This is a genomic window from Acidovorax sp. GW823-FHT05D11 (genome assembly GCF_058795695.1).
Genome location: NZ_CM179502.1, coordinates 453,095 through 477,438, shown reverse-complemented (window position 1 = coordinate 477,438; position 24,344 = coordinate 453,095). Strand labels below are relative to the sequence as shown.

At 69.1% G+C, this 24,344-nt stretch carries 16 protein-coding genes; 4 read left to right on the top strand and 12 right to left on the bottom strand.

Annotated features, from left to right (window positions below):
- Positions 1–198: 198 nt before the first annotated feature.
- From AC3RCE_RS02215 to AC3RCE_RS02195, 5 genes are all read right to left on the bottom strand, one after another.
- On the bottom strand, positions 199–10,041 hold the full coding sequence (locus AC3RCE_RS02215; protein WP_492254421.1) for a retention module-containing protein: 9,843 nt from the start codon (positions 10,039–10,041) through the stop codon (positions 199–201).
- Between the two features lie 141 nt (positions 10,042–10,182).
- On the bottom strand, positions 10,183–10,413 hold the full coding sequence (locus AC3RCE_RS02210) for a hypothetical protein (protein ID WP_255591960.1): 231 nt from the start codon (positions 10,411–10,413) through the stop codon (positions 10,183–10,185).
- Positions 10,406–11,071: a LuxR C-terminal-related transcriptional regulator gene (locus AC3RCE_RS02205; protein WP_492254420.1), complete on the bottom strand. Its 666-nt coding sequence runs from the start codon at positions 11,069–11,071 to the stop codon at positions 10,406–10,408. The genes AC3RCE_RS02210 and AC3RCE_RS02205 overlap by 8 nt, the downstream gene beginning before the upstream one ends.
- Before the next feature lie 5 nt (positions 11,072–11,076).
- Positions 11,077–12,492 carry an HlyD family type I secretion periplasmic adaptor subunit gene (locus AC3RCE_RS02200; protein ID WP_492254419.1) on the bottom strand — a complete coding sequence of 472 codons (1,416 nt, stop codon included), beginning with the start codon at positions 12,490–12,492 and terminating at the stop codon, positions 11,077–11,079.
- A gap of 1 nt (position 12,493) precedes the next feature.
- The gene (locus tag AC3RCE_RS02195; RefSeq protein WP_492254418.1) at positions 12,494–14,656 is read right to left on the bottom strand and encodes a type I secretion system permease/ATPase; all 2,163 of its coding nucleotides are present in this window, start codon (positions 14,654–14,656) and stop codon (positions 12,494–12,496) included.
- Positions 14,657–14,792: 136 nt separating this feature from the next.
- On the opposite strand from AC3RCE_RS02195, the gene AC3RCE_RS02190 reads away from it, so the two are divergent.
- The 3 genes from AC3RCE_RS02190 (at position 14,793) to AC3RCE_RS02180 (ending at position 17,200) form a co-directional block, all read left to right on the top strand.
- On the top strand, positions 14,793–15,539 hold the full coding sequence (locus tag AC3RCE_RS02190; RefSeq protein ID WP_492254417.1) for an AraC family transcriptional regulator: 747 nt from the start codon (positions 14,793–14,795) through the stop codon (positions 15,537–15,539).
- Between the two features lie 146 nt (positions 15,540–15,685).
- Entirely contained in the window at positions 15,686–16,519 is an 834-nt protein-coding gene (locus tag AC3RCE_RS02185; RefSeq protein WP_492254416.1) for a DMT family transporter, read from the top strand.
- Between the two features lie 75 nt (positions 16,520–16,594).
- Positions 16,595–17,200 (top strand): class I SAM-dependent methyltransferase, encoded by a 606-nt coding sequence (locus AC3RCE_RS02180; protein ID WP_492254415.1) that lies wholly within the window; start codon positions 16,595–16,597, stop codon positions 17,198–17,200.
- A 66-nt stretch (positions 17,201–17,266) separates the two neighbouring features.
- Here the strand turns inward: AC3RCE_RS02180 and AC3RCE_RS02175 are convergent, their stop codons facing one another.
- From AC3RCE_RS02175 to AC3RCE_RS02150, 6 genes are all read right to left on the bottom strand, one after another.
- Positions 17,267–18,511 carry an MFS transporter gene (locus AC3RCE_RS02175; RefSeq protein ID WP_492254414.1) on the bottom strand — a complete coding sequence of 415 codons (1,245 nt, stop codon included), beginning with the start codon at positions 18,509–18,511 and terminating at the stop codon, positions 17,267–17,269.
- 185 nt (positions 18,512–18,696) lie between these two features.
- Positions 18,697–20,454 (bottom strand): phosphoenolpyruvate--protein phosphotransferase, encoded by a 1,758-nt coding sequence (ptsP, locus tag AC3RCE_RS02170; RefSeq protein WP_218298017.1) that lies wholly within the window; start codon positions 20,452–20,454, stop codon positions 18,697–18,699.
- Positions 20,451–20,720 (bottom strand): HPr family phosphocarrier protein, encoded by a 270-nt coding sequence (locus tag AC3RCE_RS02165; protein ID WP_218298016.1) that lies wholly within the window; start codon positions 20,718–20,720, stop codon positions 20,451–20,453. Before AC3RCE_RS02165 ends, ptsP begins: the two co-directional genes overlap by 4 nt.
- A complete protein-coding gene (locus tag AC3RCE_RS02160) occupies positions 20,689–21,141 on the bottom strand; it encodes a PTS sugar transporter subunit IIA (protein WP_218298015.1) in 453 nt (150 codons plus the stop codon). The genes AC3RCE_RS02165 and AC3RCE_RS02160 overlap by 32 nt, the downstream gene beginning before the upstream one ends.
- Positions 21,138–22,409 carry an MFS transporter gene (locus tag AC3RCE_RS02155; RefSeq protein ID WP_218298014.1) on the bottom strand — a complete coding sequence of 424 codons (1,272 nt, stop codon included), beginning with the start codon at positions 22,407–22,409 and terminating at the stop codon, positions 21,138–21,140. Before AC3RCE_RS02155 ends, AC3RCE_RS02160 begins: the two co-directional genes overlap by 4 nt.
- Positions 22,406–22,960 carry a hypothetical protein gene (locus AC3RCE_RS02150; protein ID WP_492254413.1) on the bottom strand — a complete coding sequence of 185 codons (555 nt, stop codon included), beginning with the start codon at positions 22,958–22,960 and terminating at the stop codon, positions 22,406–22,408. Before AC3RCE_RS02150 ends, AC3RCE_RS02155 begins: the two co-directional genes overlap by 4 nt.
- 160 nt (positions 22,961–23,120) lie before the next feature.
- On the opposite strand from AC3RCE_RS02150, the gene AC3RCE_RS02145 reads away from it, so the two are divergent.
- Positions 23,121–23,624: a TlpA disulfide reductase family protein gene (locus AC3RCE_RS02145; RefSeq protein ID WP_492254412.1), complete on the top strand. Its 504-nt coding sequence runs from the start codon at positions 23,121–23,123 to the stop codon at positions 23,622–23,624.
- Between the two features lie 234 nt (positions 23,625–23,858).
- Here AC3RCE_RS02145 and AC3RCE_RS02140 read toward each other — a convergent pair whose 3' ends face one another.
- A complete protein-coding gene (locus tag AC3RCE_RS02140; RefSeq protein WP_218298011.1) occupies positions 23,859–24,314 on the bottom strand; it encodes a c-type cytochrome in 456 nt (151 codons plus the stop codon).
- Positions 24,315–24,344: the final 30 nt, after the last annotated feature.

The following is a 24,344-nucleotide window of genomic DNA, read 5'->3' as shown; positions in this document are numbered from 1 at the left end:
CGCGGCGTCATGCGCCGCGGCGGCTCCGCGCGACATGAAGGGTCCGGTGCCAGCGAGGGCGAAGGCACTCTGCCGCCGGCCTCTTGCCTGTCATCAAAACAGATAGCTGCCACCGCTTGATCCACAAGCGGTGGCAGCCTTTTTCTTGCCCATCCACAACCCACGCACCCCAGGCCCCTTGCGCCTGGGGTGCGTGGCTCAGTCGTCGTTTGGCTTGGTCACCGTCGCCACATCGGGGGTCCCCAGGGCCAGGTCCACGGCCAGGGCCTCCGGCGTGGTGTCTTCCACCACCACGGTCTGGGACGCTCCGCCCGCCGCCGGTCCGTTGCTGTCCACCGCGATGTTCGTGTCGCCCGAGGCATCCGCCGCCAGAGGCAGGCTTGCGAGCAGGTCGCCACCGTCGTCCGTCAGCAGGTCCGCCACCTCGATCTTGTCGCCCTCCTCCAGGTCCTTGACGACATCCTTGTCGGTGCCGCCGGGGCTGCTGTCCGCGAGGTTGATCTCGATGGTGTCGTCGCCATCGCCGCCGGCCAGGATGTCGCTGCCAGGGCCCCCATCCAGCACATCGTCGCCGTCACCTCCCTGCACGGTGTCATTGCCCTCGCCAGCCTGCACGGTATCGTCGCCCGCGCTGCCCACGATGGTTTCCGGCGCATCGCCACCCTTGATGGCCAGCCCGCCCGCCGCCGCATCGGACAGCTCCACCTCGTCGCCATCGAGCGTGTTGCCGGTGTCGATGAAGATCTTGACGTCGATCGGGTCCGCCAGCGTGTCGCCGTCGCCATCGACGATCACGGCCTGCAGGTCGATCCACATCTGGTCGGCATAGACAGGCGTCGTGACCGGAGGTGTCGTCACCGTCTCGGTGTAGGTCAGGGTGGCCGCATCGGTCACCCGGTAGTCCGTGCAATCTTCGGCGGTGAACTGGACGGTGTTGAATGTGGCCGAGCCCGCCGGATCCACCCTGACGGGCGTCTCCACGCTGGCGGTACCACCATTGGTGTTGCCGCCGCTGGCCGTGCCCTCCTGAACGATGGGCGATCCCACCACGGTCGTGGCGCCGCCGCTGCCGGTGTTCACCGCCGTGACCACGGCGGCTTCCTCCTTGCCCAGGTGGTCGAGCTTGAAGTCGGCGGAGGTCACGTTCAGGCGCGTGCCGTCGGCCTTGAAGAACTCGACCACCAGGCGCTCGCCCGCGCCGTCGCCGGCCTTCACGGCATCGCTCCTGTCGGAATCGCGCTCGCCCACCGAGCTGTCGTTGCCGATGAAGTTGTCGCCGACGCCAAAGCCCCCCCCGCCATTGCCGTTGCCCGTGGACGACCAGTTGACCTCGGGGTCGTTGGCCTGGTTGCCGTCGGTCTGCAGCGAGGTGTCGTCCTGGGTGACCTCCCACTTCCCGTTCTTCCACTGCACGGTGTTGGCCTTGGTCTCGTCCTTGTCGGCCGAGATCTGCATGTAGATGCCCGTGGCGGAGTCCACGTACCGCGCGCCCATTTCGCTGCCGCCAGCCGACGAGTGGGTATAGCTGCTGGGCTTGAACACATCATCGTTCTTGCTGTCGCCGAAGACCACGGTCTTCTCCACGGTCGTCGTGCTGCCGGGTGTGACCGTCTCGCCCACCTGCACCTTGTCGGCCACCGCCACCATGTTGGTGACGTAGCTGGTCGTGCCGTCGGCATTCACCACGCCGTTCACGGTGAACGCGGTCTTCAGCACACCGCCGTCGTCGTACACCGCCTTGATGCTGCCGTCGCTCGTGGCCTGGTAGAACACCTTGTTGCCGTCCACCGTCATCACGGTGGAATGCACATCGCCGCCCTGCAGGTACGACATGGAGACATACCGCACGGGGGACGTGCCCACGGTGGTGGCCGAGGTCGCCGTGAGGTTCACGTCCGCCCCCACCACGTCGGCACCCACGCGTGCGCCCAGGTCCGCCGTGACCTCGCCCACGCCGCTGTTGGCGACCAGGGTGTCCTGCGTACCGCCCACGTACACCGGCGCGTCGTCCTGGATCTTGATGTTGAAGCCCTGGACCTCGGTCTCGCCGTCCACCGTCTTCTGCGCCACCAGCTGCAGGTACAGGTTCTCCTCGCCGCTCTCGGTGTAGGCGTGGTCCACCTGGCCCTTGAGTTCCACCTTGTACTGGCCGCTGTCGTCGATGGTGGCCACGGCCACCGTGCGCACATCGGCGCCCGCGCCGGCCGTGCCGGTCAGGGTCTTGCCATCGGCCGACGTGCTCCAGCGCACCTCTTCGCCCGCCGAGGTGATCTTCTGCACCGGGGCCACCAGCGCGTAGGTGGCGCCCCCCATGCCCAGCGTGCCAGCCGTATCGGTGGTGTGCGGGCTGCTGTCCACGTTGCCCGTGGCCAGGCCGTCCTCGTACACCATGCCCAGGCCCTGCGTGCTCTGCTGGTGGCCGGTTTCGATGGTCAGCGTGGCGCTGTCGGTGTCGCCATCGCCGTCCTTCATCTGGTAGCTGAACGTGTCCGTCGTCTCGGGCGCCACGGCTTCCTCGAAGCTGACCGCCTTGACGAAGTAGTCCGAGCTGTCGCTGCCCTTGTCACCGGCGAGATAGTCCACGCCCGAGAACACCACGTTCTGGAAGGCGATGGGGTTGCCGTCGGCGCCCAGCACCTCGATCTCCACCTGGCCCTGGTGCACGGGGTCGCTGCCGTTCGCGCCGTTGTGGAACAGCGCGCCGCCGATCATGCCCTCGCCCACCTTGTTGCCGGCGGCATCGAACGCCTCCCAGCGCCCGGTCTCGCCCTGGTTGCCCGTCTGGCCCGATTCGTTCTGGAACAGGTTGGAAATGTCCACCACGGCCCGCACGGCCATCGTGCCCAGGTCCACCGACAGGGCCTCCGTGCCCTGGCTGGGCGAGTAGCCCACCTGCTCGGGTGTGCTGGCGCCCACGTCGCCCGGCACGGGCTCGGTGGGGTCGTCCACGCCCGCGCCATTGCCCTGGCTGGTGACCACGGCGCCGCCGGTCTGCGCGGGCGTGGGGCTGGTGATCAGCTGTTCGCCCAGGTTCGTGGTGTAGGGCTTGCCGTAGTCGAAGGCATCGGTGCCGGCCGGCACGCCCGCGCCCCCTCCGAGCTGCACGGTGGTCTGGTGCCCGGTGTAGGTGTAGTCGCCATCGGACTCGATGGTGAGCGAGCCGTACTGGCCCGCCACCGTGGCGCTGCCACCGCTGGCCACGGCCGTGCCAGGCGTCCACACGGCGCCCTCTGCACCCGCGCGCACCTGCACGACCTCGGCCTTGGCGCCGTCCTGCATGCCCTCGTGCTGGTCCTTGCCGGCATCGCCCGAGGTGGTGCCCGCCCCCGTGAGCACGTTGCCGGTGGCGACCCAGTGGTCCACCACCCACTGCGTGCCATCCGTGTCGTCCTTCGCCACGGGGCCGTCGTCCGCGATGAACAGCATGCGGCCCAGGTCGATGCTCGCGTTGACATGGTCGCCATCGCCATCGGTGGCCGTGAGCTGCAGGCCGATCTTGCCCGCCAGCGCCGACTGCACCTCGTTGGAGTCGCCCGGCGTCGAATGCACCACCGTGCGCTGCTGGTCGAACGTGACCTCGCCGGTGGCGGCATCGACCGACAGCTGGAAGACCGTCTTTTCCACGCCGTCCACCGTCACGTAGCCGATGAGCGTGCCGCCGGGCCCGCTCTTGAGCAGCACATCGGCGGGCTGGCCGTTCGAGTACTGCGCGGTGTCCTTGAAGCCCGAGGGCGTGCCTTCACCACCGGTCAGGACCAGCCCATAGGCCTTGCCCTGCAGCGCGGCCGCACCGTCGGCGCCGTAGCTCACGGTGAAGCGCGTGGAGCCCACATCGGACTCCGCGTCGATGTTCAGGAAGCTGTCGTCCACCAGCAGCGGCATGGTGACGTTGAGCAGCACGTCGTTGTAGTCCAGGTCGCCGCCGCCCGCGATGTCCTCCCAGTTCTGATTGCCCGAGACAGGGCCCACCGCGAGGGTGTTCACATGGGACAGGCCGTCGAGATTGAGCGCGCTGTTGTCGAACAGTGCGGCCGCGCCCTGCCCGGCGAGCGGAGCGCCACCCGCGTGCGCGACCCACTGGCCGCCGCTGTCTTGCGAGAAGGTGACCGCCGTGTTGTTGCCCAGCGAACCATTGAGGCTGTCGCCATTGGGGATCATGAAGAAGCCGACCTGGCCGGGCAGCACGCCCGGCGGCAGGGTGACGCTGGTCACCGGCTGGTTCTTCACGTTGTCCCACACCACCGTGCCCGTGGTGGGCATGCCGCTGGCGTCCTTGATGTAGTAGCCCCAGGTGTTGTTGTAGCCCGCGTCGCTGCCCACCAGTTGCACGGTAATGCCCGGCACGGGCACGGGCTCCACCGTGGTGATGACGGGGATGTCGTCCTTCACGCTGGCCGCCAGCTCCACGCCGATGGCATCGCCGTCACGGTCCTCGCCCACGATCTGCACGCGGCCCAGGTTCAGCGTGTCCTCGCCTTGCGCCGAGTGCATGAGCGCCCCCGTCACCGTGAGCGTGTATTCGCCATTGGCCTGGACCTCCAGCACGGCGGCCGCCCCCGTGGAACTGCCTTGCGGCTGCCCGTCGGCATTGAAGTACACCTTGCCCCCCGTGCCCAGATCCACGTTCACGGTGGTGCCGCCGAACTGCAGGCCGGTGACCTTGCCGAAACCGTCGGCGCCCCACTTCACGGCGCCGGTCATCACCTGCACGCCGGTCGATGCCTCCAGCTGCGCGCCATGGGCCAGGTCGCTCGCATCCCGTTCGTCATTGCCGATCTTCGCGCCGCCACGCAGTGCGGACTCTTCCTCGAGCGTGGCGCTCAGCACCATGGCGGCGCCATCCACGAGCCTGGCGGTGGGGGCGTCGTCCTCCACCGTCACCTTGAGCGCCATGGTGTCCGTGAGGCCGGTGGACGGGTTGAGCGGGCGGTCGTTCGCGATGACGGTGAAGTTCAGTTCCTTCACATCGCCATCGGTGGCCGTGCCCGCGGGGGGCGGTGCATGGTCCACGGGGCCCAGCAGCACCACGCTGCTGGTGTAGCCGCTTTCATAGGTGCCCCCGATGGTCACCTTGATGATCTCGGTGCCGCCCACCTTGCCGATGAGTTCCGTGCCCGACGCGTTGGGGGTCCAGACGATGGGCGCACCGCCCGAGGTCAGCGCTGGCAGCAGGCTGCCCGTCGTATCGAAGCGCACGCCCACGGTGTCGCCGATGTCGGGGTCGGCCACACCGAAGCTGGCCGCATCCGTGGTGGTCTGGTCCGGGCTCTCGCGGTTGCCCGGCTCCAGCGCGTCTTCCTGCACGCTCACCGCGATCTGGTCGGCATTCGGCCCGGAATAGCGCGAGACCTCGTCGCCGTCCTTGTTGCCATCACCATCCTTGTCCACCCAGATCTCGGTCGTCTGGTCGTTGCCGGTCACGAATTCGGGCGCGTCGTTCACGCCCTGCACCGTCACGCGCACATTGGCCACGTCGGTGTCGCCATCCGCATCCTTCATCTGGTAGTTGAAGCTGTCGGTGACCGAGGCGCCTTCGCCCAGCGCCATCGCCTTGAGGTCATTCAGCGCATAGGTGGCATCGCCATTGGCCGCGATCCTGAGCGTGCCCAGGGTGCCGTTGGCATCGAACGACGGGCCGTCCAGGTCGGTCGTGTTGCCCGACCTGTCGCCACCGGCGCGGTTGAACACCACTTCGGCATGGGCGCCATCCGCCTTGGCCTCGTACATGTCGTTGCCCAGCACATTGCCCACGGCATGCTCCGTGGTGCCCATGGTCCCCGCCGAGGCCGTGAGATTGGCGGCATCGTCCGCAGCCACCGGGCCCGTGTCCTGGAAGTTGATCTGCCGGCCGATGTCGTAGGTGGCGGTATTGGACTTGTCGCCATCGCCATCCTTGGCCTGCGCGGTGAGCTGGATCACGCCGCCGCCGATGTTGACGATCTCGTGCGGATCGTTGGTGGGGTGCACCACCGCGCGGTACTGCTCCACCGTCACCTGGCCGTTGTTGGCCGCGTCGCCCGCCACCGAGACCTTGAACACATTGGTCTGCACACCGCCGATGAGGATGTAGCCGACGGCCGCGCCGCCCTCCATTTTCACCAGAACGGCAGAGCCGGTCGCGGTGTCCTTCAGCGCCGACGCCTGGCCCTGCGCGCCGACGCTCAGGCCGAAGGTCTTGCTGCCGCTGGCCGCCGCGCCATCCGCGCCGAAGTGGAACTGGAAGCTGCCCGACAGCGCCTTGCCGTCGTTGTCCGAACTCGTTCCCAGATCGGCTTGCGCATCCTTGACCAGCAGCGGCACGTTCCAGTTCAGGTCCAGGTTGACGTCGTCGTAGTCCTTGTCCGAGCTGCCGGAGGTGATCTTGAGATCTTCCCAGTTGAAGTTGCCCCTGCTGTCCTGGCCGGCCGCCGTGCCCGACGGGGTTTGCTGCAGGTGGGACTGCCCGTCGCTGTTGAGCGCCTGGTCGGAGAAGTAGATGGGTGCCCCCTCGCCCGCGAGCGGCGATCCGCCGGCGAACGCCGTCCACTTCCCGCCCACGAGCTGGAACGACACCGCCTGGGCGTCGCCCAGCGCGCCGTTCTGGCTGTCGCCGTTGGGGATGATGAAGAAACCGATCTGGTCGGCCGTCACGCCCGTGGGCAGCGACACGGTCATGCCGCCTTCGGTCTTGACGTTGTCCCACAGCACGAACCCGCCCCTGGAGGTGTCGATGGAGCCATCCGGGTTCTTGAAGTAATAGCCGAAGCTGTTGTTGTAGCCGGCCTCGCCGCCCTTGTACTCCACCGTGAAGCTATGCTCGGCGACCGGCACGGCGTCGGACACCGTCACGATGGGCACGTCGTCCTGGATGGAGGCGTTCAACTCCACGCCGATCCTGTCGCCATCGCCATCCTCGCCCACGAAGGTGATCCTGGGCAGGTTCAGCCAGTCTTCGCCCGCGCCTTTGTGGATGAGGTTGTCCAGCACCTCGAACCGGTAGGCGCCGTCCGCATCCACCGTCAGCACCGCCGCGCCGCTGGTGGCCCCGGGGGGCAGGGCCTTGCCGTTCTGGTCGAAGTACACGGTCACCACGCCGGCCACCGGGCTGTAGCTGTTCTCGGTGAAGATGCCCGTCTGCACCTTGACGCCCGTGATGCCGCCGAAGTCATCGGCGCCCCACTTCACGGCGCCCTGGAAGCCCGTGGCGTCGGTGTGGGCGTGGCTCAGTCCATCCGCCGTTTCGTTGTTGCCCAGCGTGCCGCCGCTGTGGGGCACCGACTCTTCCTCGACTTTCAGGCTGAGCTTGACGGCACTGCCATTCTCCCTGGCGTGCTCGGGCACATCATCCTGGATCTTGGCGTAGAGATCCACGCCGATCCGGTCGCCGTCGCCATCGACGCCCACGAAGGTGAAGGTGCGCAGCATCAGGTTCTCGCCCTGGCCCGGATCGTGGTCCAGCGGCCCGATGACCGTCAGGCGGTAGCCGCCCGTGGCGCCGTCGATGCGCAGTTCGACCGACCGGGGGGTTGTGGTGTCCCCATCTGCAATGGGCTGGCCCTCGCGGTCCAGGTACACGGTGGCAATGGTGTTGCCCACGGCATATTCCTGGGCGCCGACCTGGACGGCGGCCACGCCGCCGAACTGGTCTGCGCCCCAGCGCACCACCCCCGTCATGGACTGGGCACCCGTCGATGCGCTCAGCGAGCCCACGGGGATGATGGCCAGCCAGTCGAGCGACTCGTCATTGCCGATCACGCCGCCGTCGCCGTTGGACGCGGACTCCTCCTCCAGCAGCGCGACCAGTGGCACCGGGATGCCCAGCAGCTTGACGTGCACGGGGATGTCGTCCTGCACCCGCGTTTCCAGCGCGACGGTGATGGCATCGCCGTCACCATCTTCGCCGACGAGGCGCACGGTTTCGAGATTGAGCCAGTCCTCGCCCTGCACCACGGTGCCGCCCGCGGCGTGGTTCATGGTGGCAAGCACCGTGAGCGTGTAGCTGCCCGTGGCCTCGACCACCAGGCTGGCGGCGGCCCCGTCGGGCTGCGCTCCACCGGGGCCCGAGGGAATCACTTCGCCGTTGGCATTGAACCAGACCGCCTGGCCGACAGGAACGTTGGTCGCGCCTTCACCGCTGCCCACGCGCACGCCCGTGAGCTTGCCAAAGCCATCGGCGCCCCAGTTGATCGCGCCATTGATCTGGGTCAGGCCTCCACTGTCGACGGATGTGAGCGGAAGGTCGTTCTCGTCGTTGCCTATCGTGTGTCCGCCCTCCATGGCGGACTCTTCTTCGGCCTGCAGCGAGAGGACGCGCTCCACGGGTTCCCCGGGGCCCTCGCCCTGCCCGGGGGCCTCGTCATAGCGGTGGACCGGCACGTCGTCGCCAAACAGCAGGCGCCCGCCCAGGTCCAGCTCGGCCGCCACGGTATCGTCGTCGTTGTCGGTGGCCTCCAGCACCACGCTGAGAACCCCGGTTCCCAGCGCCTGCAGCTCGTCGCCGCCGCCGTCCACGCCATCGGGCGCGGCATGCCGGATGGCCCCGGTCTGCGTCATCACCACGGCACCGGTCTGCGGGTCGATCTGCAGCGTCAGGATCACGTTGCCGCTGCCGTCGCGTCCCACCACCACGGAGGGGTCCCCGGTCGTGCTCAGCACGATCTCTGTGTTGGTGCCGGTGGCGTAGAGCCCCGTGGCTCCGCCATTGCCGATCTGGAATGCGAAGGCATAGCCGTCGCGCACGGCAGGGCCTTCTCCCTCGCTGCCGCCAGGCAGCAGCTTGGGGCCGTCCGCCCCGAAGGACACCACAAAGGCCGTGCCGTTGAAGGTGTTGCTGTCCGTGTCCGAGTCCACGGCGTCCGGGTTGTTCTCCGTGCCCTCGTACCCCGTGTTGGTGGCCTGGTTGACGCCGCGGTCCGACGTCGTCAGCGTGGGCGCGTCCTCGGTGCTGGTCGTGATCACGGGGATGTCGTCCTGGACCGACATGTTGAGCTCCGCAGTGAACTCCCCACCTTCCCCCGTGACACCACTGAAAGTCACCACGGGCAGCCCGAGGAAGTTCTCGCCGTCACCCGGCGCATGCTGCAAAGGTCCGATGACGGACAGGCTGTAATTCCCGTTGGGCGCGATGAACAGACGCACTGCGGGCGGCGTGGAATCACCTTCCGGAATCGGCTGACCCAGTGCGTCGAAATAGATGGTCACCCCCTCTGGGGGAACCGGCACATTCGCGAACCCAGGCAACCCGATGGAGAAAACCGTCCCGCCCTCCAAATCCAGGGTACCTTTGTGGAAGCTGAGGAGGCCATCGTCCTCCTCGTTGTTGCCCAGGATCCCACTGGGTCCCCCGGACGGGGCGGATTCTTCTTCCAGCGTCGTGCTCACGTTCAGGCGCACCGGTTCCGGCGCAGGCGGAGGTGGCGGTGGCGAAGCAGGGGGAGGGCCGGGTGGGGGGGGAGCCGGCGGAGGAGGAGGTGCGGGCACCGGGGGAGTGGGTGGCGCAGGGGGAGGAGGCGCTGGCACCGGCGGGGGCGGCGGAGCCACGGGCGGGGGCGGCGCCGGCGTGGGGGCCGCGTCGACGGTGAGCACCGCCAATGGATTGAAGTCGATGTCGGGCGCCGATTGCGGTGTGAAGCTGTATTGGTAGGCCAGCGGGTCCACCCCCTCGAAGATGCGTAGCAGCTGCACGAAGCTGCTGCCCTCGCCTTCGCCCCCGGCACCGCCGCCCAGGCCGGCGGCCGTGGCGTCCAGCTGCTCGTTGAGGTCGCCCCCACGCTGCAGCGCCTGGATGACCGTGTCGATGGTGCCCTGCCCGACGCTGGCCTCCTGGGCGGTGGGGCGTTCAGCGGTCTGCGTGACGCTGTCATCGATCTTGACGCTTTGCGCGGGCGCCACGGCCAGCGTCTGGCCGTCGTCCAGCAGCAGCTCCACCCGGCCTCCTGCCGTGGTCTGGACGATTTCACCCTTTTGCAAGGCGTCTCCGGCCTTGAGGGGACGGCGATGGCCATCGGCATCGACCGCGAAAGCGGTGCCGGTGACGGCAACCACGGTGGCGATTTGGGACATGGGCTGGCTCCGGTAAACCCCTACGCCCTGCGCAGCGGCAGGAAGTAACGGCATGTGACTGATGTCAGTGAAGGCTACTGACGCCGCCCCGTATCCACTATTGGACTTAGGTCCACTTTTGGGCCTGCCGGCCCCGGAAACTCAAATAGTTTCGTTGCCCGAATCGTCACCCAATAGATCCAGGCTATTGCTCAGGCGGGCCCGGGTCTCCTTGCGCTCCAGGAGCTTGTTCTGCGCGGCCAGCGGCAGGTCGGTGAAGCGGATCACGCCGCGCACGATGAGCAGATCTATCAGGTCCTCGGTCACCCGGGCCAGCCCGGCGTCGGAGGAGCTCAGCGGATTGCCGTGGGGCGGCAGGCTCTTGTCAGGCATGGGATGCGGGCCCCTGTGCAACCTGCGGGCCCTGGTTCATGCGCAGCACGAGCTGCACCCGGTCGCGCACGCCGAGCTTCTCGAAGGTGGCCCCCAGGTGCGCCTTGACGGTGCGCTCCGAGATGAACAGCCGGTCCGCGATCTCCTTGTTGGACAACCCCTGGGCCACCGCGCGCGCGACCTCCAGCTCCCGCGAGGACAGCCGCAGCTGCAGATCCTGGTGCGCCTGTGGCACGGCGTGCGGCGCCGTCAGGCCCGCGGTGGCGGCGGCCAGGCGCGACACCAGTGCCCGGCCCACCCACAGGCCGCCGTGCTGCACCACCAGCGCCACTTCCTGCAGCATCTCGGGCACGGCAAACAGGTGGCAATAGGCGCGAGCGCCTTCGTTGATGGCCTTCAGGCCTTCGCGGTCGTCCGGCACGCCGGTGGCCACCACCACGCGCGCGCGCTTGTCCGACTGGACCAGTTCGCCCAGCAGCGCCGGCCACTCGGGGTACTCGGTGCTCAGCCACACGATGGCCGAACGCCCCCCGCCGCCGCCGCGCAGCGCGGCCACCATGGCGGGCCACTGTGCCTTGTCGATGCGCGTGCCGTGCGGGAATGCGGCCCCCCAGCGGTCCAGGGACTGCGGCACATCGCTGGCCAGGTAGTGGTTCATCGCATTCACCTCTCGGACAAGGCGTTCGCCTTGGCGCGCAGCACCGGCTTGAGCAGGTAGGCCAGCACGGTCTTCTTGCCCGTGAGGATGTCCACCTGCGCCACCATGCCGGGGATGATGGGCAGGTTCGCCCCCAGGCTGGCCTTGCGCGTGCGCACGCGCACCAGGTAGTTGGCATTGCCCTTGTCATCGACGACCGAGTCCGCGCTGATGTTCACCACCTCGGCCGCCAGGCCGCCGTAGATCGAAAAGTCGTAGGCCGTGAACTTGACCATGGCCTCCTGGCCCGGGTGCAGGAACGCGATGTCGCGCGGACTGACCTGCGCCTCCAGGATGAGCGCGTCGTCCAGCGGCACGATCTCCACCACCTCCTTGCCAGGCTGCACCACGCCGCCCACGGTGTTGACCAGCAGGCGCTTGACGGTGCCCCGCACCGGCGAGCGGATGTCCGCGTGCTTGACCTTATCGGCCAGCGCCCGGCCGCCCTCGGACAGGCTGGAGAGCTTGCTCATGGTCTCCGACAGCTCGGCGCTCATCTGGTTGCGGGCCGTGAGCTGCACCTCCTCGATGCGCCGCGAGGCCTCCTGGATCGCGGCCTGCACGCGGGAGATCTGCGCATCCGCCTGCTCGCGGTCGCCGCGCAGGCGCGCCACCTCGCGGTCCAGCCGCAGCACCTCCACCTCGGACACCGCGCCCGTGGCCACCATGGGCCGCGTGGCGTTCAGCTCCTTGAGCATCAACTCCAGGCCACGCTCGGCCTGCTCCTTGCGGGCACGCACCTCATTGAGCTCCTGCTGGCGCTGCAGGAGCTGGTTCTGCGAGATGGACACCTGCGCGCTGATCTCCTCGCGCCGCGAGCGGTACAGGCGCATCTCCTGCGCAACGATGTCCGGCGCGTCCCGCAGGAGGTCCGGCGGAGGAATGAATGTGCCGCCCTGCGTCAGTGCCTGCAGGCGCAGGGCCTTGGCCTGCAGCGCGAGCAGGCTCGCCCGGCTTTCCAGCATGTTCGACATGAACCGGGTGGAGTCCACGCGCAGCAGCAACTGGCCCGCTTCGACGATCTGCCCCTCCCGCACCGGCAGCACTTCCACGACGCCGCCATCCACGCTCTGGATGACCTGCACCTGGCTCGTGGGCACCACCTTGCCGTCGCCCCGCGTGACTTCGTCGAGCTCCGCATACGCGGCCCAGAGCACCAGCAGCAGCAGAAAGAGCACCGCCAGGCGCAGCAGGACCCGGGCGCGCAGGGGCTCCTGCTGCAGCCGCGCCCAGTCGGCATCGTCCGCCCAGTCCAGCGTGTCGGCCGCGCCCGTGGGCGTCAGGCGCCGGACCATGCGCCCGAAGACGGATTCGCTGGCCGCCCCGCCCGTCCTGACGGCGCGGCCGATCTGCTCGAAGGCTTTCTCGTTGAGTTCGGCCATCTCACACCGCCTTTCCGATGCGGCCCTGGCGCAGGGCCTGCACCACCTGCTCCTTGGGGCCATCGGCCACGATGCGGCCCGCGTCCATCACGATGATGCGATCCACCAGGGCCAGCAGCGAGGTCCTGTGGCTGATGAGCACCAGCGTGCGCCCCTTCGAGAAATCGGCCAGCCTGCGCTTGATGTCCTCCTCGCTGGAATGGTCCATGGACGAGGTGGGTTCGTCCAGCAGCAGCACCACGGGATCGTTGATGACGGCGCGCGCGATGGACACGCCCTGCCGCTGCCCGCCCGACAGCGACTCGCCCCGCTCCCCCACCAGCATGTCGAAGCCCTGCGGGTGCGCATTCACGAGCGGCAGGATGCCGCCGATCTCGGCCGCCCGCACCACGGCCGCGTCGTCGGCCAGCGGGGCGCCCAGCGTGATGTTCTCGCGCAGCGAGCCATAGAAAAGCACCACGTCCTGCTGCACGTAGCCCACCTGGCGGCGCAGCTCGGCGGGGTCCAGCTGGCGCTGGTCGATGCCGTCGATGAGCACCGCGCCCGAGGTCGGCCGGTACAGCCCCAGCATCAGCTTTTGCAGCGTGGTCTTGCCCGAGCCGATGCGCCCGAGGATGGCCACCCGCTCGCCGGGCTTGATGGACAGCGTCACGTTGCGCAGCGAGGCCGTCTGTTGGCCCGGGTAGGTGAAGCCGACATCCCGGAACTCGATCGCGCCCTGCAGCCGCCCCCGGCTGATGAAGCTGGCGCCCTCGGGGCGGTCCACCTCGCGCTTCATCATCTCGTTGAGCGAGGTCAGGGCCGTCGATGCCGTGTGGTACTGCACGAGCAGGCCCGCCACCTGCCCCACCGGCGCCATGGCCCGGGACGCGAGCATGGTGCATGCGATCAGCCCCCCCATGGTGAGCTGGCGCTCGCCGATCATGTGCACGCCCACGATCACGATCACCAGGTTGATGAGCTGCTGCAGGAAGGCCGAGGTGTTGCTGGCCGTGGCCGACAGAAGGCGCAGCTGCACGCCCACGCGGGCGAGCAGCGCCGTGCTGCGCTCCCACTTGCGCTGCAGGGGCGCCTCCGCGCCCAGCGCCTTCACGGTCTCGAAGCCCACCAGCGCCTCCACCAGCGTGGCATTGCGCTGCGCGCCCGCGCGGTAGGTGGTTTCGGACAGCGCGTGCATGCGCCCCTGCACGGCCAGGGCGTAGAGCAGCATCACCGCCGCGCCGCACAGCAGCGGGATCAGCATCGGCCACGAGATCCAGCCGATCACCACGATGAAGATCAGGCCGAACGGCAGGTCGATGAACGCCACGACGGACGCCGAGCTGATGAAGTCCCGCACCGACTCGAACGAGCGCAGGTTCGACGCGAACGAGCCCGCCGAGGCCGGCCGCTGCTCCATGCGCGTGCCCAGCACCTTTTCCATGATGTAGGCCGACAGCTTCACGTCGGCACGGCTGCTGGCCAGGTCCACGAAGCGCCCGCGCAGCGTGCGCAGCACCAGGTCGCCCACGAGCATGATGGACAGCCCCAGCGCCAGCACCCACAGGGTGTCGATGGCGTTGTTGGGCACCACCCGGTCATAGACATTCATCGTGAAGATGGGCATGCCCAGGGCGAACAGGTTGGCCAGGAAGGCGGCCATGAGCACGTCGCGGTACAGCCCGTGGTTTTCGGCCAGCACGGTCCAGAACCAGTGCCCATGGCGGCCCGCCCTGACCTGCGGGGCGCGCGCATCGAAACGCTGGGAAGGGCGCACATACACCGTGGTGCCCAGGTAGTCCGCCTCCAGCGCCGCGCGCGACACCTGGATGGGCGCGTCCCCCAGTTCGGGCAGCACGACACGCGCTTCGCTGCGGCCGTCGCTCCAGCCCAGGAGCACGCACGCGCGCTCGCCCTGCAGCAGCAGGACCGCCGGGAGCAAGGCGTCCTTGACGCGGGTCAGCGGCTCCCGCACGAGACGGCTGCTCATGTGCGCGCGCTGGGCCGCACGGGCAAAGAGGCCGGGGGTCAGCCGGTGGTTTTCAGCAGGCAACCCGGCCATCACCGCCTCGGGCGTCGAAGGCAGGCCGTGGGCCCTGGCAACAATGAGCAGGCACGCCAACAGCTCGTCGGAACCGCTGCCTGAAAGTTCTGCAGGCTGCGCCAAGCCCGCACTTGAAACCATATGAATTCCTTGTTGCCACTTGTTGAAATTCACTCTAGCAACATAAATTCAAAGCGCGAAGGAAAAAATCGCCACCCCGGCGCGCGCCCGCCCGGCTGGTGGTCCGTGTGCGGTTGCAGCAAAATCCACGGTGCACATGCCCTCCTCCGAACAGCTTTCGCTGCGCCGCTACGGTGCCTCTCCCGGCAGCCACAGCCATGACCACTTCCAGGTCCTGCTGGGGCTGTCCGGCGCCCTCGACCTCGAAGTCGAGGGGCGCGGCGTGCGCGTCAGCCCCGGCGGGGGGTGCGTGATCGCCCCGGGCGACCGCCATGACTTCGAGTCGGCGCGCGGCAGCCTGTGCCTGGTGCTCGACAGTGCGCAGCCCGGATGGGCGCGCTGCCTGCGGCCGCACGGCCAGGGCGCCAGCGCGCCCCCCGCCGAGGCCCTGCCGCTGGCGCACTATCTGGCGGGCGCACTGCAGCAAGGCCGCCCCCTCGCGCAGGCCCACGGCCCGGCGCTGTTGCTGGAGGCGTGGCTGGCAGGCTCCGGCCCCCGCGCCTGGCCCCCCGGCCTGGCACCCTCGCGCCAGCGGCCGATCGACTGGGCCGCGCTGCGGCAGTGGGCCGCGCAGCAGTGGGACGGGGCGCTCTCGGTCGCCGACCTGGCCGCGCGCGTGCACCTGAGCCCCAGCCAGTTCGCGGCCCGCTGCCGCGACGAGCAGGGCCTGGGGCCCATGTCCTGGCTGCGCGGCCAGCGGCTGGCACAGGCCCGGCTGCTGCGCGGCGGCGGGATGGCCGTGGCCGAAGTGGCGCAGCGCACGGGCTACCGTTCACCCTCGGCGCTGACCGCGGCGCTGCGGCGCCAGGCGGGCGCGGCGGGGAGCCCGGGCCCCGGTGAATGAACCGGCGAATGGGTGAGTGAGCAAATGAATGGATGCATGGATCGGTGAGGGAATGACCGGTGCGGCGCCGCCGCACCGCCGCTGCGCGACGAGCGGCCGCCGTTGCGCGACGATGCGGGCCGCCGCTCGCGCATACAGTCAAGCCCATGCAAGCCAATCTCTATGCCCTCGGCGCCATCGCCCTGTGGGCCTCGCTCGCCTCGCTGGGCGTGTCGCTCACCCACATTCCGCCGTTCCTGCTCACGGGCATCGCGCTCATCATCGGCAGCGTGCCGGCCTGGCCCTTCGTGCTGCGCGATCCGTCGCAGTGGCGCATTCCGGCGCGCACGCTGGCGCTGGGGGTGTACGGCCTGTTCGCCTACCACTTCCTGCTGTTCATCGCGCTGCGCCACGCGCCGCCGGTCGAGGCCAACCTGGTCAACTACCTGTGGCCGCTGTTCATCGTCGTGCTCTCGCCCGTGGTGCTGCCCGGCGTGTCGCTGCGCACGCCGCATGTGCTGGCGGCACTGCTGGGCTTTGGCGGGGCCGCCATCGCCATCGCGGGCGGGCGCGCGCTGAGCGGCACCCTCGCCTGGGGCTACCTGCCGGCGCTGGCGGCGGCCTTCATCTGGGCCACCTATTCGCTCATGACCAAGCGGGTGGCGGCGTTCCCCACCACCGCCATCGGCCTGTTCGGGCTGGTGTCGGGCGTGCTGTCGCTGCTGTGCCACGCGCTGCTGGAGCCCGCCGTGGCGCTGCAGCCGCGCGACTGGGCGCTGCTGGCCGTGCTGGGCCTGGGCCCGCTGGGTGCCTCGTTCTTTCTGTGGGACAAGGCACTCAAGCTGGGCGACGCGCGGCACATCGGCATCCTGAGCTACGTCACGCCGCTGGCGTCCACCGCGCTGCTGATCGCGGTGAGCGGCCGCCCGTTCACCTGGAGCATCGCGCTGGCCACGGTGATGATCATCGGCGCGGCCGTGATGGGCATGCGAGTGCGCTGATTCAATCAAAATGGCCCAGACGCTTGCCCATCAAGCGCTGATAGCTATCTATCCGATAGCAAACCTGATCTTCGCATGGACACCCTCCCCATCCCCGGCACGGCGGGCTATGGCACGAACGCCGCCGCGCTGGCGGCGCAGTATGAAAGCATCGCGTTCGCCGATGTGCACCGCAGCACGCTGCACCTGTTCCCGCGCACGCCCAGCCGGGTGCTCGACATCGGCGCGGGCTCGGGACGGGACGCAGCCGCGCTGGTGCGCGCGGGCCACCATGTGGTGGCCGCCGAGCCCACGGCGGCCTTGCTGCAGGAGGGGCAGCGCATCCACGCGGGGCTGCCCATCGAGTGGGTGGACGACCACCTGCCCGCGCTCACCGGCCTGCGGGGCCGCCAGTTCGACCTGGTGCTGCTGACCGCCGTGTGGATGCATCTGGACGCCGCGGAACGCACCGCCGCCATGCGGGCCGTGGCGGACCTGCTCGCGCCGGGCGCGCTGGTGGTGATGTCTCTGCGCCATGGCCCCGTGCCCCGGGGGCGGCGCATGTTCGACGTGTCGATGCAGGAAACGGCGGCGCTGGGCGCACGGCACGGGCTGGCCACCGCGCACAGCGGCACGCGGGACGACGCCCAGGGGCGGCCGGACGTGCGCTGGAGCGTGCTGGCCCTGCGGCGGCCCGTGTAAATCTGCATCCAGCGGGCCTCCCGTGCTTGTCCGGAAAGCGCGAAAAGCTATCTATTCAGGAGCAATTCATGGCATGCGCGGGGCCGCGCGCTCCCGGCGCACGCGCAGGTAGAGCCAGCCGGTGATGGAGAGGTTCAGCAGGTTCCAGCCGATGCCGTTGAGAAAGGCGGCGTGGTAGCTTCCCGTGGCGTCGAATATCCAGCCGGAAAGCCAGCCGCCCAGCGCCATGCCGACGAGCGTGGCCATGATGACGCCCCCCACCCGCACGCTCGCCTGGCCGGGCGGGAAGTACTCGCGCACGATGATGGCGTAGGTGGGCACGATGCCGCCCTGGAACAGCCCGAATAGCCCCGAGATGACGTACAGCGGCACCAGGCCGTCGTAGGGAAGGAAAAGCACGAGGGCGATGCCCTGCAGCGCCGATCCCAGCAACAGGGTGCGGATGCCGCCGATGCGGTCGCAGATCAGCCCGAAGACCAGGCGGCTCACGATGCCGCAGGCCAGCATGAGCGACAGCATCTGGGCGCCCTGGGCGGCGCCGAAGCCCAGGTCCGTGCAGTAGGCCACGATGTGGACCTGCGGCATGGCCATGGCGACGCAGCACGCGATGCCTGCCAGGCACAGCAGCGCCATCGCGTGGTTCGGAGCCAGGCCGAAAGGGCGGGCACGGTCCGGCGCCGCCCGGTTCGCGCCCGCTGCCGCAGACGCCGGAATCGCGGGAGGGCGCTGGCGCATGCGCAGGGACAGCGCGAGCATACCCACGCCGCAGATGCTGCCCAGCACCATGTAGGTAGGCCGCCAGCCGATGGAGTCGACGCCGTATTGCACGATGGGCGGCCAGACCGCGCCCGCCACGTAGTTGCCGCTGGCGCACACCGCCACCGCGATGCCCCGCCGGCGATTCCACCAGAGCGCCGTATCGGCCAGCAAGGGCGCGAACGTCGCGGAGCCGCCAATGAACCCCATCACCGCGTGCGCCAGGCCGAAAGCCCAGATGCTGCCCGACAGGCTCGCCCCCATGAAGCCGCCAAACACCGCCAGGGCACCCAGCCAGAGCACGGGCATCAGGCCGTGGCGGTCCGCCAGCCGCCCTGTCCATAGCCCGCCCAGGCCCAGGCAGACCATCATCAGGGTATACGGCAGCGAGGCGCTGGCGCGGCCGATTCCGAACTCGCTCTGCACCGCCGGAAGCACCACCGACACCACGTACATGCTGCTGTTCCCCAGCACGACGAGGCCCAGGGTCGCAAGAAGCCGCCGCAGGGCCTGGGGCGAGTCGATGAGGGACGGGTCTGCGTGGGCAAGCTGCATGGGAGGCATGGGTTTTTCTGGATGCAGCGCAGGCCATCAGAACGGGCGGGGAGAAGTGCATCCGCCGGCCTTGCAGGCTGGCGGACGCCGCGCTTCACTTTTCAAAAAAATCTGGCAAAACCGGCCCCTGGTGCCGGTCCATCAAGCGCAGAAAGCTATCAATTAAGGAGCATTTCAGCACCACCCTACGGCGCCAGCGCGGCCGCGGGTTCGTCCCCCTCCAGCACCTGGCGCGCCCACGGCGCGAGCTTGCGCGTGTCGGCGCGCAGCACCTCCTGCTTGATGGCCAGGATCTGCGCGGGGTGCATGGAAAAGCTGCGCAGGCCCAGGCCCAGCAGCAGGCGCGTCATGGTCACGTCGCCGGCCGTTTCGCCACACACGCAGACGCTCTTGCCCTGGCGTTCGCCCTCGGCGATCACATCGCCCACCAGGCGCAGCACGGCGGGGTGCAGCGGGTCGTAGAGGTGCGCCACCGCCTCGTCCGCGCGGTCGATGGCCAGCGTGTACTGGATCAGGTCGTTGGTGCCGATGGAGAGGAAATCGAAATACCGCAGGAAGGTGCGCACCATGAGCGCCGCCGCGGGCACCTCGATCATCGCGCCCAGCTGCACCGGGCCGTAGGGCACGCCGCGCGCATCCAGCTCGGCGCGGGCCAGGTCCACCTGCGCGATGGTCTGCTGGATCTCGTGCGTGTGCGCCAGCATCGGGAACAGCAGGTTGACCTTGCCATGCGCCGCCGCGCGCAGCACGGCGCGCAGCTGGGTGCGGAACATGGCCGGGTCGGCCAGGCTCCAGCGGATGGCGCGCAGGCCCAGGGCCGGGTTCAGGTAGCTGTCCTTGTGGCTCTTGTGGTCCAGCGGCTTGTCGGCGCCCACGTCGATGGTGCGGATGGTGACGGGCAGGCCCTGCATGCCGTCGATGGCTTCGCAGTAGGCGCGGTACTGCTCGTCCTCGCCGGGCAGGTTGCCGCTCTTGCCCATGAACAGGAACTCGCTGCGGAACAGGCCCACGCCCACGGCGCCGGCGCGCACGGCGGCGGCGGCGTCGCCCGGTTGCTCGATGTTGGCCAGAAGCTCGATCTTGTGGCCGTCGAGCGTGATGGCCGGGGTGTGGCGCAGCCGGGCCAGGCGCTCGCGTTCCAGCTCCACCTGGCGCTGGCGAAAGCCATACTCGGCCAGGATGATGGGCGACGGGTCCACGATGACCACGCCCGCATCGCCGTCGATGATGACCCAGTCGTCCTGGCGCACCAGCTGGCTGGCCGCGCGCGCGCCCACCACGGCTGGAATGTCCATGCTGCGCGCCACGATGGCGGTGTGGCTGGTCTTGCCGCCCACGTCGGTCACGAAGCCCGCGAACACGCTCTGCTTGAACTGCAGCATGTCGGCGGGCGAGAGGTCGTGCGCGACCAGCACCAGGGGCACGTCCACCGTGTCGTCGAGCAGCAGGTCCTGCTGGGTCTTGCGGCGCGGGCTGCTGGCGGGGGGCGCCACGGGGCTGGCCACGCCCTTCATGTAGCGCAGGATGCGCTCGACCACCTGTTCCAGGTCGGCCTTGCGCTCGCGCAGGTATTCGTCCTCCATCTCGTCGAACTGGCGCGCGATGACTTCGAGCTGCGTGGTGAGCGCCCACTCGGCGTTGTACAGGCGCTCGGTGATCCAGTGCTTGACCCCGCCCGTGAGGGCCTCGTCCTGCAGCAGCATCAGGTGCACGTCGAGCAGCGCGGTCAGTTCATGCGGCGCATCGGCGGGCATCTCCACCTGCAGGCGCTGCAGTTCCTCGACCACGGCATTGCGCCCGTTGCGCACCCGCTCGATCTCGCCCTCGATCTGCTCGGGCTTGACGAAATAGTGCGCCACGTCCACCCGGCTGGACGCCACCAGCACCGCACGGCCGATGGCGATGCCGCGGGCGACTGCGAGACCGTGGACGGAGAAGGTCATTCACCCTCGCCAAACTTGTCGGCAATCAGGGCCAGGAGCCCGTCCATGGCCTCCTGTTCGCGCTCGCCGCTGGTTTCGATCTCCACCTCGGTGCCCATGCCGGCGGCCAGCATCATCACGCCCATGATGCTCTTGGCGTTGATGCGCCGGTCGCCACGGCTCATGAAGACATCGCAGGGAAAGCTGCCGGCCAGCTTGGTGAGCTTGGCCGACGCGCGGGCATGCAGGCCCAGTTTATTGTTGATGGTCGTACGGGTCTTGATCATGTCGGTTGCGGGTATTCTGGTTCTGCGGTGCGGAGATGGCCACCTGCATGACGCCCTGGGTGCCACCCACCACGGCGCGGGTGACCACCGAATCAAGGGGCTCGTGGCGGTAGCTCACGGCCCGCAGCAGCATGGGCAGGTTGGCGCCCGTCACCAGGCGCGAGCGCACGTTGCCGATGAGGCGCTGCGCAATGTTGCAGGGCGTGGCGCCGAACACGTCGGTGAGCACCAGCGTCGAATCCGCGCCCAGTTGATCGAGCATGATGCGGGCCTGCGCCAGCGACTCCTCGGGCGGCTGGTTGGGCTGCACATCGAGCGCGGACACGCTGCCCCCGCAGTCGGGGAACACATGCAGCGCGCATTCGCGCAGCGCATGGGCCAGCGGGGCGTGGGCGATGATGAGGATGCTGGTGGTGCTCATGGCGCGGTGGTTTGCAGCACATTATGGCGCCGCCCCCGCAGCAGGAACCACGCGTAGGCGCCCGCGTTGCACGCGAGGTACACCGCCATCGCGGCCTGGAAGGACTGCACCGCGGACAGGCCCGCGGCGGCGAAGGCGTCCACCGCCAGGCCGATGCCCCACTGCACCACGAACACCCCCGCAAAAATCACGAGGTTGTAGGCCGACAAGGCCCGCCCCGCGAGCGCCTGCGGGAACGCCATGGCCACCGCGGGCTGCGACAGCGATACGAACGTGCACGACATGCAGAACAGCGCCCACGCCCCGCCCCCGGCCCGGGGCCCCGCCACGATGGTGCCCAGCAGCACCACCAGGCACAGCGGGAGGCCCGCCGCCATCAGGCGGTCGGCCCCCAGCCCTTTTCGCAGCAGCCAGGGGTTGAGCATGCCCCAGGTCCAGAACGTGCACAGCATGGAGACATTGATCCAGAAGAGGCCCGTGGCGGCCTCCAGCGGCGTGTAGCCCGCCACGCGCTGCATCCAGGGCCCGGCCCACAGGGTCTGCATCGCCACCATGCCGCCGTACACGAAGAACCCCAGGGGCGCCAGGCGCTGGAAGTAGGGATGGCGCCACACCATGGCGTAGCCGTGTTGCGCGCCCTCGGTGGCCCCGGCAGGAGGCACCGGTCCGTCTGCCCGCGGGGTGGCGGCGCCCCAGGCCGGCACCCAGACGGCAATCACCACCATCGATACCGCGATCAGCGCGGCCAGGACCCAGAACAGGGGCCGCCATCCCACCAGCGGCAGCGCCCATTGCACCGGCAGCGTGGACGCCACCATGCCCAGCGAGCCGGTCATCAGCATCCACGAGTTCGCCCGCATCTGCAGGGTGGGCTCGAACCAGCGCCGGTAGCCGGTGAGGGGCGCCATCAGGCAGGCACTGACGCCGGCGCCGCACAGCACGCGGCCGGCCAGCAGGCCCGAGAACCCCGTCGCCACCGAGAACACCAGGCTGCCCACCACGGCCACGCCCAGGAAGCCGAGGGCGACCTTCTTGGGCCCGTGCCGGTCCAGCCAGGTGCCCAGCGGCAGCTGCGTGGCCGCGAACCCCAGGAAGTACCCCCCGGCCAGCAGCCCCAGGTCGCTGGCGTGCAGCGAGAACTCCTGCGACAGCGTGGGCGCCAGGGTGGCAGTCACCGCCCGCACCAGGGCCGACAGGAAATACGCGAAGGCAAATGCCAGGAAGACAATCACCGCGGCCCGCCGCGGCAGCACGCCGGGGGCCGTCATTGGAGCGTGATCCCGGCAAAGAACTGGTCGGCCACCTCGGGGCGGGGCTTGGGGGTGTAGACCACCGCGTGGTACAGCCGCACCTGCGGGCCCACGGCGCGCGCGAACCACACGGCCTGGGCCGTGACGGCGCTGCCATCCGGGCGCTGGCCCTGGACCACGGTGCGCACCGACTGGGGCAGGGGCAGCACGCCCGGCGGCGCGTACGGCGTGTCGACCGCGCGGGCGGCCGCGCCGCTGCCCAGGTTGGCGATCGCGGCCGCCCGCCAGTGCGTGAGCGCCGCGCCCACCTGCGCGGGGTCGGCCAGCGCGGCATGCGACACCGCAAAGGTCGCGCCATCCGCATCGCAGCCCGCCATGGCCAGCTCGACGGGCGAGCCCGCCAGCTCCACCGCGCGCATGGCCCGGTCGGGCTTGCAGGGCAGCGTGATGGTGATGGCCGCCTCGGGCAGCGGCACGCTGCGCCAGTTGAGCGCGGGGCTGCAGCCTGCCAGCCACGCCAGCAGGAGCATGGGCGGCAGGGCGGCCGCGCGGGTTGGTGTTCGGTTCATGGGCCGATTATCGGCACAGCACGCAGCGCGGGCCGCGTGCGCCGTTTTGCGCGAACTTTTGCGCAGCACACGACTCCACCCAAGCTGCGACAATCGGGGCACCGGCTGCGGCCGGGTTTCGGCGCGGGCCCGGCCCACAGTTCTGGATGGATAGGAAGTCATGGCGATCAAGCATTGGGCAGCAAGTGTGGCGGTGGCGGCGTTCGCGGCCGTGGGCGCCTATGTGTACCTGGATACGGGCCGCTCCGTGGCGCCGGAGTCGAACTTCGTGCTGCTGGACGGCTCCAGCAAGTCCACCGCCGATCTGCGCGGCAAGGTCACGCTGGTGAATTTCTGGGCCACGAGCTGCACCACCTGCGTGGCCGAGATGCCCGAGATCGTGGCGACCTACAACAAGTACCACGCCAAGGGCTTCGACACCCTGGCCGTGGCCATGAGCTACGACCCGCCCAGCTACGTGGTGAACTTTGCCGAAACCCGCAAGCTGCCCTTCCAGGTCGCCATCGACAACACCGGCAAGGTGGCCCAGGCCTGGGGCGATGTGCGGCTCACGCCCTCGACCTTCATCGTGAACAAGCGCGGCGAGATCGTGAAGACCTACGTGGGCGCACCCAACTTCCCCGAGCTGCACCAGCTCATCGAAAAGCTGCTGGCCGAGACCTGAGCCGCTACGGCACCTTCAAAGGCAAAGGCCGATTTCATGCGAAATCGGCCTTTGTCGCTTATGGGTTCAGCGCAAACAGCTACTATTTTAATAGCATCCGCATTGAGCGCGCGCGGCCCCGGCCAGCGGACGCCGCACAAGGGCTGTCCCGCCGCGCTGGCGTCGTCCCCCTCCCGGAGCGCGCAGCGCGCAGAGAGAAGGGAGAAGCGGCAACGCCGCTCAGGGGGATGCACTTTATTTGGCGCGGTAGTTGTCGTGGCAGGCCTTGCAGGTGCCCGCGGCAGCGCCAAAGGCCGTCTTCAGGTTGTCCAGGCTGCCGGTCTTGGCCGCGGCGGCCAGCTTGACGGATTCGGCCTCGAGCTTCTCGGAGTGTTCCTTGAACTTGGCCTGCTCGGTCCAGATCTCGGGCAGCGCCTTGGTGGGAGCGCCCTTGTCCGTGCCCGCCCCAAAACCCGCCCAGGGCAGCTTGGCCATGTGGGCCACCACATCCGCGTTCTCCTGCGCCGCCTTGGCATCGAACGGAATGCGCCCGTTGGCCATGGCACCGAGCCGGCCAAAGTGCTGGCCCATCACGAAGAGTGCGCTCTGGCGGTATTTGATGGCGTCCTCGGCCTTGGCGAACTGGGCGGAGGCCGGTGCCGACACGGTCAGCGTGGCAGCGGCAAGGGCGAACGCGGCAAGTGCTTTCATGGGGGTATTTCCTTTTTTCGTGGGGGGGGT

Coding starts and splice junctions, on each gene's coding strand:
- AC3RCE_RS02185 (WP_492254416.1), top strand. CDS start 15,686: ATGCAAGCCAATCTCTATGCCCTCGGCGCCATCGCCCTGTGGGCCTCG.
- ptsP (WP_218298017.1), bottom strand. CDS start 20,454: ATGACCTTCTCCGTCCACGGTCTCGCAGTCGCCCGCGGCATCGCCATC.
- AC3RCE_RS02215 (WP_492254421.1), bottom strand. CDS start 10,041: ATGTCCCAAATCGCCACCGTGGTTGCCGTCACCGGCACCGCTTTCGCG.
- AC3RCE_RS02175 (WP_492254414.1), bottom strand. CDS start 18,511: ATGCAGCTTGCCCACGCAGACCCGTCCCTCATCGACTCGCCCCAGGCC.
- AC3RCE_RS02190 (WP_492254417.1), top strand. CDS start 14,793: ATGCCCTCCTCCGAACAGCTTTCGCTGCGCCGCTACGGTGCCTCTCCC.
- AC3RCE_RS02210 (WP_255591960.1), bottom strand. CDS start 10,413: ATGCCTGACAAGAGCCTGCCGCCCCACGGCAATCCGCTGAGCTCCTCC.
- AC3RCE_RS02180 (WP_492254415.1), top strand. CDS start 16,595: ATGGACACCCTCCCCATCCCCGGCACGGCGGGCTATGGCACGAACGCC.
- AC3RCE_RS02195 (WP_492254418.1), bottom strand. CDS start 14,656: ATGGTTTCAAGTGCGGGCTTGGCGCAGCCTGCAGAACTTTCAGGCAGC.
- AC3RCE_RS02205 (WP_492254420.1), bottom strand. CDS start 11,071: ATGAACCACTACCTGGCCAGCGATGTGCCGCAGTCCCTGGACCGCTGG.
- AC3RCE_RS02165 (WP_218298016.1), bottom strand. CDS start 20,720: ATGATCAAGACCCGTACGACCATCAACAATAAACTGGGCCTGCATGCC.
- AC3RCE_RS02150 (WP_492254413.1), bottom strand. CDS start 22,960: ATGAACCGAACACCAACCCGCGCGGCCGCCCTGCCGCCCATGCTCCTG.
- AC3RCE_RS02145 (WP_492254412.1), top strand. CDS start 23,121: ATGGCGATCAAGCATTGGGCAGCAAGTGTGGCGGTGGCGGCGTTCGCG.
- AC3RCE_RS02155 (WP_218298014.1), bottom strand. CDS start 22,409: ATGACGGCCCCCGGCGTGCTGCCGCGGCGGGCCGCGGTGATTGTCTTC.
- AC3RCE_RS02140 (WP_218298011.1), bottom strand. CDS start 24,314: ATGAAAGCACTTGCCGCGTTCGCCCTTGCCGCTGCCACGCTGACCGTG.
- AC3RCE_RS02160 (WP_218298015.1), bottom strand. CDS start 21,141: ATGAGCACCACCAGCATCCTCATCATCGCCCACGCCCCGCTGGCCCAT.
- AC3RCE_RS02200 (WP_492254419.1), bottom strand. CDS start 12,492: ATGGCCGAACTCAACGAGAAAGCCTTCGAGCAGATCGGCCGCGCCGTC.